The sequence below is a fragment of the Amnibacterium kyonggiense genome (genome assembly GCF_004364555.1).
GTDB lineage: Bacteria > Actinomycetota > Actinomycetes > Actinomycetales > Microbacteriaceae > Amnibacterium > Amnibacterium kyonggiense.
Map to the genome: position 1 here is coordinate 248,760 of NZ_SOAM01000002.1, position 14,678 is coordinate 263,437.

Genomic DNA, 14,678 nt, shown 5'->3' on the forward strand with positions numbered 1-14,678 from the left:
GCGGTCCGCGGGGGACAGGGTGCACACTGGGAGGCGCGCGACCCACGCGCACGCCCCCGGAACCCTCGGGACACGCCCCCAGTTCGGGGCCTCGGCCGCCGCGCCGTGCCGCTTCCGGGGGTCGGAGAAGTCTCAAGTTACAGTCGAAGCATCGACCCGCTCGAGGAAGTGGAAGCCGTGGCCAACAAGCGCACGAAGCCGGATGCCGCCGGCGGTCTTCAGGGCGGCACCCACCTGGACGAGGACGCCGGATTCCGCGACGGCCCGGTGCAGGTGGCCCTCGTGACGCGCGCCGCCGGGGTCGACCTCTCCTCGATCCCGCGCTTCCCGCAGCCGCACCCGTCGATCGAGATCGACCTCCCGCCCCTGCCGAAGTCGGAGGTCCCGGAGGACGAGGCCGCCGTCGCGATCGACGACGTGGCCGTCGACCCCGGATCCCTCGCCGCCGCGACGTCGAGCGTCGAGATCATGCCCGGTGACACGGGGGACGTGCCCGACGTGCGGTCGCTGACGACGGGGTCGCTCGGCTCGCTTGTCACGGGCCCGACCCCGCGCTCGTCGCTCACGACCGGCTCGCTCTCCCGGACGACCGGGTCCATGTCGCGCCCGACCGGCTCGATGCCCGCGCCCCGCCGCACCGGCAGCGCCTACGACGCGCTGCTCGGCGCGCCGGTGTCGCCGCCCGGCCCGCTGGGCGGCCACCTGCCCGGTTCGACCGGTGAGTTCCCGCGCCTCGACGGCGCAGGCACCGCGACCCGTCGCGAGCGCCGCACCGGCACCGCCCCGGTCGCGGGCGAGCCGGAGTCGGCCGCGATGCTCACCCCCGACCGGCTCATCGAGAACGGCGGCCGCGTCCGCGAGAAGCCGACCGGCGCCTGGAACAGGTTCGTCTACGCCGCGACCCTCCACCGCCTCAACCTCGGCGACTCCGCCGACGTGCGGATCGCGAAGGACGAGATCGCGCGCATCACGAAGCCGTTCGAGGGCGGCACCCGCTTCGTCCCGGTGCTCACGCGCAAGGGCGGCGTCGGCAAGACGACGGTCACCACCCTGCTCGGGATGACGATGGCGACGCTGCGCGAGGACCGCGTCATCGCGATCGACGCGAACCCGGACCGCGGCACGCTGTCGGAGCGCGTCACGAAGCAGACCCGCGCCACCGTGCGCGACGTCGTCACCCGGGCGAACGCGATCGGCGGCTTCACGGACTTCTCGACGCTCGTGTCGCGGGACGAGACGCGGCTCGACATCCTCGCGTCGGACACCGACCCGCTGCTGTCGGAGGCGTTCGACGAGAACGACTACAACGTCGTCGCCGACCTCGCCGCCCGCTTCTACTCGATCGCCCTCACCGACTGCGGCACGGGCATCGTCCACTCGGTCATGCGCGCGACGCTGCAGCGGGCGGACTCGATCGTGATCGTGTCGGGCGGCAGCGTGGACGAGTCCCGGCTCGCCTCCGAGACCCTCACCTGGCTCGAGGCGAACGGGTACGGCGACCTGGTGCGCAATGCGGTCGTCGCGATCAACACGGCCACGCACGGCACGTCGCTCGTGAAGCTCGACGAGATCGAGGCGCACTTCGCGTCCCGCGTCCGCGACATCGTCCGCATCCCGTACGACCCGCAGCTCGCCGCGGGCTCGGTCGTCGACTACAAGAACCTGAAGCAGACGACGAAGGACGCGGCGCGCACGCTGGCGGCGCTGGTCGCCGACGGGCTGCCCTCCCGCCGCGACGGGTGACCGTCCGGGACATCCGCCTCTTCGGCGACCCGGTCCTCCGGACCGTCTGCGAGCCGGTCGGCGATCCGGGACCGGCGTTGGCGGCGCTCGTGGAGGACCTGCTCGACACCGTCCAGGTGCCCGGCCGCGCGGGGGTGGCGGCGAATCAGATCGGTGTCGCGCTGCGCGCGTTCGCGTACAACGTCGACGGGCGGATCGGTTACCTCCTCGATCCGGAGCTCGTGGAGGTGCGCGGCGAACCCGTCGACTTCGACGAGGGCTGCCTCTCGGTGCCCGACCTGGTCTTCCCGACGAAGCGGTGGCCGTGGGCGCGGAGCACGGGCCGGCAGCTCGACGGCTCCGTCGTGGAGGTCGTCGGCGAGGGCGTGCTGGCCGAGGCGCTGCAGCACGAGCAGGACCACCTCGACGGCCGCCTCTACCTGACCCGCCTCGAGCGGGACGTCCGCCGGGAGGCGATGGCGGAGGTCCGCACGGCGCCCTGGTTCCGCTGAGCACTGCGCGCTGACGGGGCCGTCCGCTGCTGATCCGGCGGTGCGCTCCGTCGGATCAGCAGCGGGGAGCCCCGCCAGCATGAGCGCTCAGTGCGCGTTCGCCGAGTGCTCCTTCTTCGCCTCGGCGTAGAGGTCGTCGATCTCCCCGGCGCGCTTCTCGAGGATGACGTGGCGCTTGATCGAGAGCTTCGGCGTGAGCTCGCCGGAGTCCTCCGTGAAGTCGTCGGCGAGGACGCGGAAGGCGCGGACGCCCTCGGCGCGCGACACGTGCGTGTTCGCCTCGTCGATCGCCCGCTGGATCTCCTCGCGGACGACGGGCAGCTTCGCGGCGTCCGCGACGGAGGTGGAGGCGTCCTCGCCCTTGTTCTTCAGCCACTTCGGCAGCATCTCGGCGTCGAGCGTGACGAGCGCGGCGATGAACGGGCGCTGGTCGCCGACGACGACCACCTGGCTGACGATCGGATCGGCGCGGATCGGGTCCTCGAGCTCGGCGGGGGAGACGTTCTTGCCGCCGGCGGTGACGATGATCTCCTTCTTCCGCCCGGTGATCATGAGGTGGCCGTCCTCGTCCAGGCCGCCGATGTCGCCCGTGCGGAACCAGCCGTCGTGGAACGCCTCCGCCGTCGCCTGCTCCGCGTGGTGGTACCGCTCGAAGACGCCGATGCCGCGCACCTCGATCTCGCCGTCCGCGGCGATCCGGACCGCGGACCCGGGCAGCGGCGGACCGACGGTGCCGACCTTCGCGGCCCAGGGGCGGTTCACGGTGATCGGCGCGGTCGTCTCCGTGAGCCCGTAGCCCTCGAGGATGGTCACGCCGAGCGCCCGGTAGAAGTGGTTCAGCCGCTTGCCGAGCGGCGCGGACCCCGACACGGCCCATCGGCAGTTCCCGCCGAGCACGGCGCGCAGCTTCCGGAACACGAGCACGTCGGCGGCGCGGTACTGCAGCGCGAGCCCGAGGGGCACGTGGCCGGCGACCTTCGCCTCCGACCACCGGACGCCCGTGTCGACGGCCCAGCGGAACGCGCCGCCGCGACCGCCGGCCTCGGCGGTCTGCTCGGCCGAGTTGTAGACCTTCTCGAACACCCGCGGCACGGCGAGCAGGAACGTCGGCTTGAAGGACCCGAGCGCCGGGACGAGCCGCGTCGTGTCGGCCTGGTGCCCGACGCGGACGCCGCCGTGGACGGCGAGCACGGAGATGAAGCGCGCGAACACGTGCGCCAGGGTCACGAACAGCAGGGTGGAGGCCCGCTCGTTCACGATCTGCGGGATCTCGAGCGTCGTGTTCCGCGTCAGCTCGACGAAGTTGCCGTGGGTGAGGACGACGCCCTTCGGCCGGCCCGTCGTACCGGCGGTGTAGATGATCGTCGCGACGTCGGACTCGACGGCGAGCTGCCTGCGCCGCTCGACCTCCTCGTCCGCGACGTCCCGGCCCGCCACGACGAGCTTGTCGAGGCCGTCGAGGTGCAGCTGCCACACGGAGTGGACGTTCGGCAGGTCCGCGCGGACCTCGTCGACGCGGGCGAAGTGCTCGGCGGTCTCCACGATCATCGCCGAGGCCTCCGAGTCCTCGAGGATGTGCTTCACCTGGTGGGGGCTGCTCGTCTCGTAGACGGGCACGACGAGCGCACCCGCGTACCAGGCGGCGAAGTCGACGACCGACCATTCGTACCGCGTGGACGAGAGGAGGCCGATCCGGTCCCCGGGCTCGATCCCCGACGCGATCAGGCCCTTGGCGACGGCGACGACGCGCTCCCGGAACTGCGCGGCGGTCACGGGCCGCCAGGCATCGCCGTCCGGCACCTGGAAGAGGACCAGGTCCGGGGTGCGGGAGGCCCGCTGCGCGAGGAGGTCCGCCACGTTCAGCGCCGGTTCGGGCTCCGTGACGATCCGCGTCTCGGTCTGCTGCACTCGAAGCTCCTTCGCCTGGGTGCACCGATGGTATCCGGCGCGCCCGCCCGGGAGCGCAGCGGCCGGCGGCCGGGCGGTCCTAGGCTCTGCTGCCGTGCACGCGATCGGCATCGACATCGGCGGGACGAAGATCGCCGGCGGCGTCGTGGACGAGCTGGGCGCGATCGCCCGGTTCGAGCGCGTCCCCACCGACGCGGACGACTCGCAGGCCATCGAGGACAGCATCGTCGCGATGATCGAGCTGCTCGCCGGCGGCGAGCGCATGCCGGTCGGGGTCGCGGCGCCGGGCTTCATCGACGCCGGCCAGAGCACCGTCTACTACACGCCGAACATCCCGTGGCGGAACGAGCCGCTGCGCGAGCGCCTCGAGGCGCGCCTCGGCCTCCCGGTCGTCGTCGACAACGACGCGAACGCCGCGGGCTGGGCCGAGTTCCGATTCGGTGCGGGCCGGCTCGTGTCCGACATGGTGATGCTCACCTCCGGCACGGGCGTCGGCGGCGCCGTCATCGCGGGGGACCGGCTGCTGCGCGGCGGCTTCGGGGTCGCCGGCGAGCTCGGCCACATGCGGATCGTCCCGGACGGCATCCTCTGCGGCTGCGGCGCCCGCGGCTGCATCGAGCAGTACGGCTCCGGGCGCGCGCTGCAGCGGATGGCGAACGCGATCGCGGACGCGGGCGGCATCGGCCGCGGTCTCGCCGCCGAGCGCGCGACGGCCGGGGGCGAGTTGGCCGGACCGGTGATCGGCCGGCTGATCCAGGAGGGCGACGCGGGCGCGCTCGCCGCCCTGGCGGAGCTCGGCTCGTGGCTCGGGCAGGCGTGCGCGAGCCTGTCGGTCGTGCTCGACCCCCAGCTCTTCGTGATCGGCGGCGGCGTCGCCGATGCGGGGGACCGGCTGCTCGACCCGGTCCGGCGCGCCTACCTGGACCACCTCCCCGCCCGCGGCTTCCACCCCGAGCCGGTCTTCGCGACGGCGGAGCTCGGCAACGAGGCCGGCGTGGTCGGCGCGGCGGACCTCGCCCGCCTGCACGACGACCCGTCCTACGCGGCCTTCGCGCCCCGCGGCTGAGCCGCTCCGGGCCGCTGCGGGGCCCCTCGCGCGACCGGTACGCTCGTCGGACTCGCGCGCTTGGAAGGGGGCCGTCGGATGCTGTACTGGATCCTCAAGAACCTGTTCCTGGCGCCCTATCTGAACGCGACGTTCCGCCCGTGGGTCTCCGGGATCGAGAACGTGCCGGCCACCGGCGCGGTCATCCTGGCGTCGAACCACGTGTCGGTCGTCGACTCGCTGTTCCTCCCGCTCATGCTGAAGCGCAAGGTCACCTTCCTGGCGAAGAGCGACTACTTCACGGGCAAGGGCATCAAGGGCTGGGCGATCCGCTCCTTCCTGAACGGCGTCGGCCAGCTGTCGATCGACCGCTCCGGCGGCAAGGCGAGCGAGGCGTCGCTCGACACGGGCGTCGAGGTGCTCCGCGGCGGCGGCGTGCTCGGCATCTACCCCGAGGGCACGCGCAGCCCCACCGGCAAGCTCTACCGCGGCCGCACCGGCGTCGCGCGGATGATCCTGGAGGCGAAGGTGCCCGTCGTCCCCGTCGCGATGTTCGACACCGACAAGGCGATGCCGATCGGCTCGGTGATCCCGAAGGTGCGCCGCGTCGGCATCGTGATCGGCGAGCCGCTCGACTTCAGCCGCTTCGAGGGGATGGAGGGCGACCGGTTCGTCCTCCGCTCGATCACCGACGAGATCATGGTCGAGATCGCTCGGCTCTCGGGTCAGGAGTACGTGGACGTCTACGGCAGCACCCTGCGCAACAGGGCGCGGGCCGCGCAGGCCGCGTGAGGTCCGGGACGACCATGCTGCAGTCGATGACGGAGACCGTCGTGCCCGCGCGGCCCGAGGTGCTGGCGGGGCTCGACCACTGGCGCACCCTCGAGATCAAGCAGCAGCCGACGTGGCCCGACGCCGCGAAGGCGGAGGCGGCGATCGCCGAGCTGCGCAGCATGCCGCCGCTCGTGTTCGCGGGCGAGATCGACCAGCTGCGCGGCCGGCTCGCGACGGCCGCCGCCGGTCGGGCGTTCGTCCTGCAGGGCGGCGACTGCGCGGAGACCTTCGAGGGCGCCACCGCCGACCGCATCCGCGCGCGGGTCAAGACGATCCTGCAGATGGCGGTCGTGCTCACCTACGGCGCCTCCATGCCCGTCGTGAAGATGGGCCGGATGGCGGGGCAGTTCGCCAAGCCGCGCTCGAGCGACGTCGAGACGCGCGGGACGACCACGCTGCCCGCGTACCGCGGCGACATCGTCAACGGCTACGACTTCACCGCCGAGTCCCGCGGCCACGACCCGGCGCGGATGGTGCGCGGCTACCACACGGCGGTCTCGACGCTGAACCTGGTCCGGGCGTTCACGCAGGGCGGGTTCGCCGACCTCCGCGAGGTGCACAGCTGGAACCGCGGGTTCGCGGCGAACCCGGCGAACCAGCGCTACGAGGGCCTCGCGATGGAGATCGACCGCGCGGTGAAGTTCATGGAGGCGGCGGGCGCCGACTTCGACGAGCTCAAGCGGGTCGAGTTCTACACCGCGCACGAGGCGCTGCTCATGGAGTACGAGCGCGCCCTCACGCGGATCGACTCCCGCAACGGCACCCCGGTCGACACCTCCGCCCACTTCGTCTGGGTGGGGGAGCGGACGCGCCAGCTCGACGGCGCGCACCTCGACTTCGTGTCGCGGATCCGCAACCCGATCGGCGTCAAGGTCGGGCCGACCATGACGGGCGACGAGCTCGAGCGGCTCATCGACCTCGTGGACCCCGAGCGGGAGCCCGGGCGGCTCACCCTGATCACGCGGATGGGCGCCTCGCGGATCCGCGAGGCGCTGCCGCCGCTGCTCGAGGCGACGAAGGCGTTCGGCGCGACCCCGCTGTGGATCACGGACCCGATGCACGGCAACGGCATCACGACGCCGACCGGCTACAAGACTCGCCGGTTCGACGACGTGGTGGACGAGGTGCTGGGGTTCTTCGCCGCGCACCGCGAGGTCGGGACGCATCCCGGCGGCATCCACGTCGAGCTGACGGGCGACGACGTCACGGAGTGCCTCGGCGGTTCGGAGCACATCGACGAGGAGACCCTCGCCACCCGCTACGAGTCGCTGTGCGACCCGCGCCTGAACCACATGCAGTCGCTGGAGCTCGCCTTCCTCGTGGCCGAGGAGCTGGCGAAGCACCCCCGCCCCTGACTCACTGCGCCGGGTCCGTCGAGGTCGTCGGCGCCGCCGCGTCGGCCGGCCCGGTCGACACGAGCAGGTGCACGGCCGTGCCGGCGTCGAGCGTCGTCCCCGGCGCGATCGTGGCGCCCTCGTCGTCGACGAGCCGCAGGACCGTGCCCGCTGCGCGGGTCGACGCGCGGTCGATCCGGCCGGCGACCACCAGCCGGGCGGCCGTCACCGCCGCGGTCGCGGCGGCGACCGTGCGGCCCTTGACGCTCGGCACCGACGCGGGCCGCTCGCCCTTCGAGAGGACGAGGGACACGGTCGCCCCGGGCGGCAGCAGCGCGCCGGCGCTCGGCCTCGTGGCCGTGACGACGCCCTCGTTCCGCGAGCTGTACGCCTGGTCGGCGGGTCCGATGCGGAAGCCCCGCCCGATCAGGGCGGCGTTCGCCGCGTCCTGGGACTTGCCGGTCACGCTCGGGACCACCGCGGTGGAGCCCGGCCCGCCGCCGTAGTACCAGCCGGTGCCCGCGGCGAGGCTGCCGGCGACGAGCACCGCCGCGAACGCCCAGGCCCCGCGTCGGTGCGCCCGCGCGGTCGCGGCCCGGAGCCGGTCCACGACGTCCGCGGACTGCGCGCGCCGCGGGGCGCTCGGCGCCAGGTCGGCGGTCGCGAGCACCCGCGTCGAGGCGGCCGACGGGAGGACGGCGGTGCGCTGCGTCGCGGTGCGGTTCGCCGGCGCGGCGTCGTGCATGAGGTGCTGGGTCTCGAACAGCTGGTCGAGCATCGCCCGGGCGTCGCGCGGACGGTCCTCCGGGTCCCGCGCCGTCGCCCAGAGCGTGAGGTCGTCGAGGAGCGCCGGGACGCCGGGGTTCTTCAGCGACGGCGCCGGCACCGAGTCGTTCGCGTGCTGGTAGGCGATCTGCACGGGCTGCTCGCCCTTGAACGGCTGCTCGCCGGTGAGCATCTCGTACATCATGATCCCGACCGCGTACACGTCGCTGCGGGTGTCGGCGATGCCCCGGGTGACGAGCTCGGGGGAGAGGTACGCGATCGTGCCGAGCAGGGCCTGCCCGCTCGCGGTGCTGCTCGTCGCAGCGCGGGCGAGGCCGAAGTCGCCGAGCTTGATGCGGCCGTCGTCGGCGAGCAGCACGTTCTCGGGCTTCAGGTCGCGGTGGATGATCCCGGCCTTGTGCGCGGCGACGAGGCCGGCGAGCACCGCCTCGAGGATGTCCATCGTCTGCTCGGGCGTGAGCCGGCCGTACTCGCCGAGGAGGTCGCGGAGCGTGATGCCCTGCAGGTACTCCATGACCAGGTAGGCGGTGCCGAGGTCCTGCCCCTGGTCGAAGACGTTGACGACGTTCGGGTGGGCGAGGCGGGCAGCGCTGCGCGCCTCCTGGATGAAGCGGTCGCGGAACGCGGCGTCGTCGGCCAGGTGGGCGTGCATCACCTTGACGGCGACGCGGCGCTCCAGGCGCAGGTCCGTGGCGAGGTAGACCGTCGCCATGCCCCCGCGGGCGATGCGGGCACGGATCTGATACCGGCCGTCGAGCAGCCGGCCCACCATGGGGTCGGGAGGAGCGGCGGTCACGTCGGGAAGTGTACGAAGGGGGAGCGGACGAGCCCCCGGTTCGCCGCGGTGCGGCGGGGTTCCGCCCCGGACGGGGGGCGGTCGGCCCGCGTCAGCGGAAGCGGCTCAGCGCTCGAGGTCCTGCAGCCATCCGCGGGCCGCGCGCTCCCACTTGCCGTAGGCGGCGGGCGAGGCGTTCCGCTGGACCGCGGACGCGGCCTCCCCGACGCTCATGAACTCCCAGCCGCCGACGTCGAGCAGCCCTGCCGCCGGCGCGACGACGCCGCTGCCGGCGCCGCCGAAGAAGGCGACCGCGGCCGCGTAGGGGTCGAGGAGCGTGTCCGCGTCGCCCCACCCGCGGCTCGGCCGCTGCTGGAACAGGCCGACCGCGTCGCCTTCGCCGAAGGGCAGGTTGTGCAGGGAGGAGTCCTGCATCGCGGCGGTGAGCGCGACGACGATGCCGTCGTCGGGGATGCCGACCTCCCACCCGACCTCGAGGATCGTCCGGGCGTTCTCGAGCATCTCGCCGGTCAGCGTCACCGCACCGGAGCCGGTCTTCCGCAGGTTCGGGACGGGGATGACGAGCTGCTGGCCCGCGCGGACGGTGCTGCCGCGGGACAGGCCGTTCGCGAGCAGGACCGCGGCGGTGGCGACGCCGTGCCGCTGGGCGATCGAGGACACGGTCTCGTCGGCGCCGACGCGGTGCCGGTGCAGCTCGTCCGCGACGGAGGTCGTCGGCCGGCGCGTCTCCGCGTGCTTCACGAGGACGGTGTCGCCGGCCTGCAGCTGCGAGCGCCAGCCGAGGCCGTTCAGCGCGAGCACGCTCGCAGCGGACACGCCGAAGCGGGCGGCGATGTCGAACACGGTCTCGCCGGGGCCGACCTCGACCTCCACCGCGCCCTCGCGGGCACGGCGCATCGGGTCGGACTCGGACGCGGGTCTCGCCCAGCGGCCGTCCCGCTCGGACTCGCCGGGCGCCCCGACCGTGCGGGCGAGCGACCCGACCAGGCGGCCGGCGGCGCGCAGCAGCCCGCGGTCGCCCGCGTGCCTGCCCCCGTCGCTCCGTCGCGCCTGCTCCGACAGCGTCGAACTCATCGTGCACTTCCCCCCGCGCCCTTCCCCCGAGGGGCGCTCTCGCACACTCACAGAGCGGACCCGGCGAGTCAACGGACGCGGCCGCCGCGCGCCGGGTCCGCTGTGCCCCCAGTTCGAGCCCTGGCATCCTGGTGGGGTGAGCACCGAGGAAGAGCGCGCCGAGGAAGTCCGGACCTGGCTGACCGTCCCCGACCTGGCCGACCGGCTGTCGCTGACCCCGAGCCGGGTCCGGCGCCTCATCGAGGACCGCCACCTGCTCGCCGTCCGGCGGGACGGTGTCCTCGTGGTGCCGGAGGTGTTCCTCGACGACGAGGGGCCGCTGCCCGAGCTGCGCGGAACGGCGATCCTGCTCCAGGACAACGGGTACACCGACGACGAGGCGGTGCACTGGCTCCTCGAGGAGGAGGACAGCCTCGGCACGGCCCCGATCGACGCGCTGCAGGCGGGTCGGAAGGCGGAGGTCCGCCGCATCGCGCAGGCCCTCGCCTTCTAGCCCGCCCCCGAGCGGCAGTCCCGCCCGCCCCGGCGGGCGGGACTGCCGCGGAGCGGGGTACATCCGCCCCCGGACTGGGGCTGAGTCGGGTCTACTGGTCCGGATGCCTCACTTCTAGCGTGAGCGCGGCCCCTCCGGGCCGTCTTCCGCGACCAGTGAGGCCACGAGATGCGCACGACCACGTCGATCGACCCGCGACAGAAGCGACGCGTGCGGGCGACGGCCCTCGGAACGGCGGGCGTCGTCGTCGCCGCGTGCGGCATCGCCGCGGGCGGGACCGCCGCGTGGGCCGCGACCGACACGACGTGGAACTCGCTGTCGAGCGACTTCCAGAGCGGCGCGGACGACATCACGGTCGGCGCGAGCATCACGAAGACCGACGGCACGCTCACGCTCGGACCGAACACGGGGTCCGCCGGCTTCACGACGCTGCACCTCACCGGCGGCACCACGCTGACGGTCCAGGCGATCGAGCTGACGTCGGACCAGGGAGGTACCGCGACGCCGTCGACGCTCGTCATCACGGGGTCGGGTTCGCTCGTGGTGGCGCAGACCGATCCGTCCCTGCCGGCCATCGAGGTGTCGTCCGGCTCGTCCCTCACGGTCTCGAGCGGCACCGTCACCGCCTCGGTGCCGGGCTCGAGCAGTGCCGCCGCGATCGGCGGCGGCCCCTCCATGGGGCCGGGACCCCAGAACGCCGGGACCCTCGTGTTCAACGGCCTCGCGGACGTGACCGCGTCGGGCGGTGACCAGGGTGCGGGCATCGGCGGCGGATACGGCGGCAGCGCGACCGTCGAGGTCGACGACAGCGCGTCCGTGAAGGCCTCTGCGAGCGGCCGAGCCGCAGCGATCGGTGCGGGCGCCGGCTCCGGGTCCTTCGCCGTCACCGTGCGGCACGACGCGACCGTCGTCGCGAACCAGCTCGCGTCGGGCGTCGCGGGTGCGGCGATCGGCGGCGGTGCCTCGCCCGCGGGGCAGACCGCCGGCTCCGTCACCGTCGGTGACTCCGCATCCGTCACCGCGACCTCGATCGGCCGCTCCGCGGCGATCGGCGGCGGGTACCACGGCGATGGCGGGTCGGTCACGGCGACCGGGTACGCGCACATCACGGCGACGAGCGCCCAGGCGGCGATCGGCGACGGAGAGTTCGCGACCGGCGCCGGGACCGCGGTGTCCCTGTCCGGCCAGGGCGTGCAGGTCCAGGCGAACGGGGGGACCGGCTCGTCCGGCGGTGCCGGCATCGGCGGCTCGCTGAACGCATACGGCAACGACAGCCTGAGCGTCGGCGGAGGCGCATCGGTGGTCGCGAGCAGCGCGAACGGACCCGGCATCGGCGGACTCGGCAACACCCAGGGCATGACGGTCTCGATCGATTCTGGATCGGTCTCGGCCACGGGCGGCCCGTCCGGCGCCGGCATCGGCGCGGGCAACGCCTCCTCCATGGGCGCCTCGGTGAGCGTCGGCACCGGCGGCTCGCTGACGGTCGCGGGCGGTGGAACCGCCATCGGCGGGTCCACCGCGACCCGGTTCGGGTCGCTCTCGAACACCGGCTCCCTCACGATCGCGAGCGGCAGCACCCTCGCGATCCCGGCCGGTGCATCCGCATCGACCTCGGGGACATGGACGAACGGGGGCACCACGCGCGTCGACGGCACGCTGAACAACACCGGCATCATCGCGAACGCCGGCACGCTGAGCGGTGCCGGGACCCTGTCGAACTCCGGCTCCGTGCTGCAGAACGGCGTGCTGTCGACCGCGTCGGTGACCGGCAACGCCTATTCCCTCGTGTACGACGGCCAGGGCGGGACGAAGTCGGCCGGGTCCCAGCTGGTCTACGCGGACAGCGTGGCGGCTGCGGGGCTGAACCTCGCCACGGCGGTGCCGCCGACGACCGGCAGCTTCACCGGATGGAACAGCGCCGCGGACGGCACCGGCGCATTCCTCCGCAACGGCGACAGCATCTCCGGCTTCGCGGGCGGAGGCGCGACCGGCTCCCCGCTCGTGGTGGACCTGTACGCCGTCTACCAGGTCGCGCCGGTGCTGGTCGATCGCGTGCTGCCGCAGGGCGTGGTCGGCTCGCCCTATTCGGCCACGGTCGCCGCCTCCGTCGGAACCGCGCCGATCGCCTACTCACGAGTCGTGGGGGACCTCCCCGCGGGTCTGACCCTCGACGCGTCCACGGGCGCCGTCTCGGGCACGCCGACGACGGCGGGCAGCTTCACGATGACGGTCGGAGCGGCCAACGCCTACTCGCGCCAGCACGGCTCGGTGACGCACGACTACACCGTCCAGATCGTGCAGACCTCGATCGGGATCACGGTGCCCCGGACCGCGACGGGCTCCACGCGGTACCTCGCCGGCGGAGCCGCGACCCTGCGGATCAGCGGCCTGGAGGCCAACGAGTCCTACACGGTGCGGATCGGCGGGAAGACGGCAGTCACGGGGAAGGCGCCCTCGAACGCGGCCTTCTCGCTCAAGGTGACCATCCCGAAGGCCATCGGCGACGGCGCGCAGGCGGTCTCGGTGTCGGGCGCCGATCACGCGACGGCGGCCACCGCCACGATCCTCACCGCGTCGGTCGCGAAGGCGCTCGGCCTCAAGCTGTCGGCGAAGAAGATCACGCACGGCAAGAAGATCACCGTGACGGTGTCGAAGCTCTACGCCGGGGAGTCGGTGCGCGTCGTGATCAGCGGCAAGCACGGCAAGACCGCGGTCGGCAGGGCCACCTCGAAGGGCGGCTACGTGCTCACCCTGAAGAAGGGGCTCACCAAGGGGAAGTACACGGTCACGGTGACCGGCGCCGGCACGGCTCGGAAGGCGAGCGCCAAGCTCACCGTCTCCTAGCGGTCCTCCCGTGCACTCGTTTCCAGCCCTGCGCTGTCGGAGCACTCCGGCTGGCTCCGCGCGCTTCGGCAGGCCAAGGGGAGCCTTCGCGGCCTGCCGAAGTGCGTGCAGCCTGCTGAAGCGCTGACGCCGGACGAGCGACGGGAGCTAGGACGACCGTCCGGCGCTAGGACGAGCGGACGCTGATCGACTCCGCGAGGCGGGACAGCGCGTCGATCGCGTCGCCCGTCAGCGGGGCGCCGTCGAGCGCGTCGAGGGCCAGGTCGACGTTCTCCGTGATCATCCGCTCGACCTCGTCGATCGCGCCGGACGCGCGGATCGTCTCCTGCAGCATCGCGATCTGCTCGGGCGTGAGCTCCGGGTCGCCGAGCAGCTCGTCGACCGTGCGCCGCGCCGACTGGGGGAGCGCCTGCCGGGCGAGCGCGATGAGCACCGTCCGCTTGCCCTCGACGAGGTCGTCGCCCGCCGGCTTGCCGGTCACCTCGCTGTCGCCGTAGACGCCGAGCAGGTCGTCCCGCAGCTGGAACGCGATGCCGAGCGGCAGCCCGAACTCGCGGAGCGCCGCCATCTGCGCGAGCGAGGCGCCGCCGAGGGAGGCGCCGATGGCGAGCGGCGCCTCGATCGAGTACTTCGCCGACTTGTACGTGATCACGTTCAGCGCGGTGTCGACCTCGCGGCCCTCGCGGACGTGCGGCCAGGACGCCTCCGCGACGATGTCGAGGTACTGGCCGGCCGTGACGTCGGTCCGCATCCGGTTGAACTCGGCGCGCGCCGCCCGGGCGTTGCCGCGGTCCGCGAGCCGGTCGAGCGAGTCCGCGAACAGCTCGTCGCTCCACACGAGCAGCAGATCGCCGAGGAGCACGCCCGAGGACTCCCCGAAGCGCTTCGGGTCGCCGAGGAAGCGGCCGTCGCGGTGCGCCTGCTCGAAGCGGCGGTGCGCGGACGGCGCGCCCCGGCGCGTGTCGGACGCGTCGATCAGGTCGTCGTGGACGAGGGCGGCCGCGTGGAAGAGCTCGAGCGCGGCGGCGACGCCGATCACCGCGGGCAGATCGCCGCGGCGCGCGTCGCCGAAGAAGTCGGCCGGATCGTCCGCGCCCTGCACCGACTGCCAGCCCCAGTACGCGAAGCGGGCCCGGAAGCGCTTCCCGAATCTCAGAAAGTCCCTCGAAATCTCGCCCAGCGGCACCGTCTCGTCCGCCACCGCGGCGAGAATCGGGTCATGGGCGTCGAGGAACTCGTCGATCCGGTTCTGCACGAGGTCGACGAGTCGGCCCCCTGTGCTCACACCGCCTAGCCTAGCCGCGCGCCCGACTTGTACACTGGCGCCGCG

At 73.4% G+C, this 14,678-nt stretch carries 11 protein-coding genes; 7 read left to right on the forward strand and 4 right to left on the reverse strand.

Translation table 11 applies throughout. From position 1 onward, the window contains the following. Positions 1 to 177: 177 nt before the first annotated feature. Together CLV52_RS09570 and CLV52_RS09575 are read left to right on the forward strand one after the other, a co-directional pair. Entirely contained in the window at positions 178 to 1,743 is a 1,566-nt protein-coding gene (locus CLV52_RS09570; protein WP_246018058.1) for a MinD/ParA family ATP-binding protein, read from the forward strand. Then, positions 1,740 to 2,234: a peptide deformylase gene (locus CLV52_RS09575; protein ID WP_133766131.1), complete on the forward strand. Its 495-nt coding sequence runs from the start codon at positions 1,740 to 1,742 to the stop codon at positions 2,232 to 2,234. Before CLV52_RS09570 ends, CLV52_RS09575 begins: the two co-directional genes overlap by 4 nt. Positions 2,235 to 2,321: 87 nt before the next feature. Here CLV52_RS09575 and CLV52_RS09580 read toward each other — a convergent pair whose 3' ends face one another. Beyond that, positions 2,322 to 4,142 (reverse strand): AMP-dependent synthetase/ligase, encoded by a 1,821-nt coding sequence (locus CLV52_RS09580; protein ID WP_246018059.1) that lies wholly within the window; start codon positions 4,140 to 4,142, stop codon positions 2,322 to 2,324. 94 nt (positions 4,143 to 4,236) lie between these two features. Here CLV52_RS09580 and CLV52_RS09585 point away from each other — a divergent pair, with 94 nt between their 5' ends. The 3 genes from CLV52_RS09585 (at position 4,237) to CLV52_RS09595 (ending at position 7,376) form a co-directional block, all read left to right on the forward strand. Further along, complete coding sequence (locus CLV52_RS09585; RefSeq protein WP_133766132.1) at positions 4,237 to 5,208, forward strand: ROK family glucokinase; 972 nt, start codon at positions 4,237 to 4,239, stop codon at positions 5,206 to 5,208. A gap of 78 nt (positions 5,209 to 5,286) precedes the next feature. Then, positions 5,287 to 5,979, forward strand: a complete 693-nt coding sequence (locus CLV52_RS09590; protein ID WP_133766133.1) for a lysophospholipid acyltransferase family protein — start codon at positions 5,287 to 5,289, stop codon at positions 5,977 to 5,979. A 26-nt stretch (positions 5,980 to 6,005) separates the two neighbouring features. Beyond that, a complete protein-coding gene (locus tag CLV52_RS09595; RefSeq protein WP_211342668.1) occupies positions 6,006 to 7,376 on the forward strand; it encodes a class II 3-deoxy-7-phosphoheptulonate synthase in 1,371 nt (456 codons plus the stop codon). 1 nt (position 7,377) lies between these two features. On the opposite strand, the gene pknB is transcribed toward CLV52_RS09595, so the two are convergent. Next, positions 7,378 to 8,937: a Stk1 family PASTA domain-containing Ser/Thr kinase gene (gene pknB, locus CLV52_RS09600; protein WP_133766134.1), complete on the reverse strand. Its 1,560-nt coding sequence runs from the start codon at positions 8,935 to 8,937 to the stop codon at positions 7,378 to 7,380. A 105-nt stretch (positions 8,938 to 9,042) separates the two neighbouring features. Further along, positions 9,043 to 10,011, reverse strand: coding sequence for a LysM peptidoglycan-binding domain-containing protein (locus tag CLV52_RS18405; RefSeq protein ID WP_246018060.1), 969 nt, complete (start codon positions 10,009 to 10,011; stop codon positions 9,043 to 9,045). Positions 10,012 to 10,147: 136 nt separating this feature from the next. Here CLV52_RS18405 and CLV52_RS18905 point away from each other — a divergent pair, with 136 nt between their 5' ends. Beyond that, positions 10,148 to 10,504, forward strand: coding sequence for an Rv2175c family DNA-binding protein (locus CLV52_RS18905; protein ID WP_133766136.1), 357 nt, complete (start codon positions 10,148 to 10,150; stop codon positions 10,502 to 10,504). A 168-nt stretch (positions 10,505 to 10,672) separates the two neighbouring features. After that, positions 10,673 to 13,348 carry a beta strand repeat-containing protein gene (locus CLV52_RS09615; protein WP_162850795.1) on the forward strand — a complete coding sequence of 892 codons (2,676 nt, stop codon included), beginning with the start codon at positions 10,673 to 10,675 and terminating at the stop codon, positions 13,346 to 13,348. Positions 13,349 to 13,514: 166 nt separating this feature from the next. Here CLV52_RS09615 and CLV52_RS09620 read toward each other — a convergent pair whose 3' ends face one another. Beyond that, positions 13,515 to 14,633: a polyprenyl synthetase family protein gene (locus CLV52_RS09620; RefSeq protein ID WP_133766138.1), complete on the reverse strand. Its 1,119-nt coding sequence runs from the start codon at positions 14,631 to 14,633 to the stop codon at positions 13,515 to 13,517. Positions 14,634 to 14,678 lie beyond the last annotated feature (45 nt).

Coding starts and splice junctions, on each gene's coding strand:
- CLV52_RS09590 (WP_133766133.1), top strand. CDS start 5,287: ATGCTGTACTGGATCCTCAAGAACCTGTTCCTGGCGCCCTATCTGAAC.
- CLV52_RS18405 (WP_246018060.1), bottom strand. CDS start 10,011: ATGAGTTCGACGCTGTCGGAGCAGGCGCGACGGAGCGACGGGGGCAGG.
- CLV52_RS09595 (WP_211342668.1), top strand. CDS start 6,006: ATGACGGAGACCGTCGTGCCCGCGCGGCCCGAGGTGCTGGCGGGGCTC.
- CLV52_RS09615 (WP_162850795.1), top strand. CDS start 10,673: ATGCGCACGACCACGTCGATCGACCCGCGACAGAAGCGACGCGTGCGG.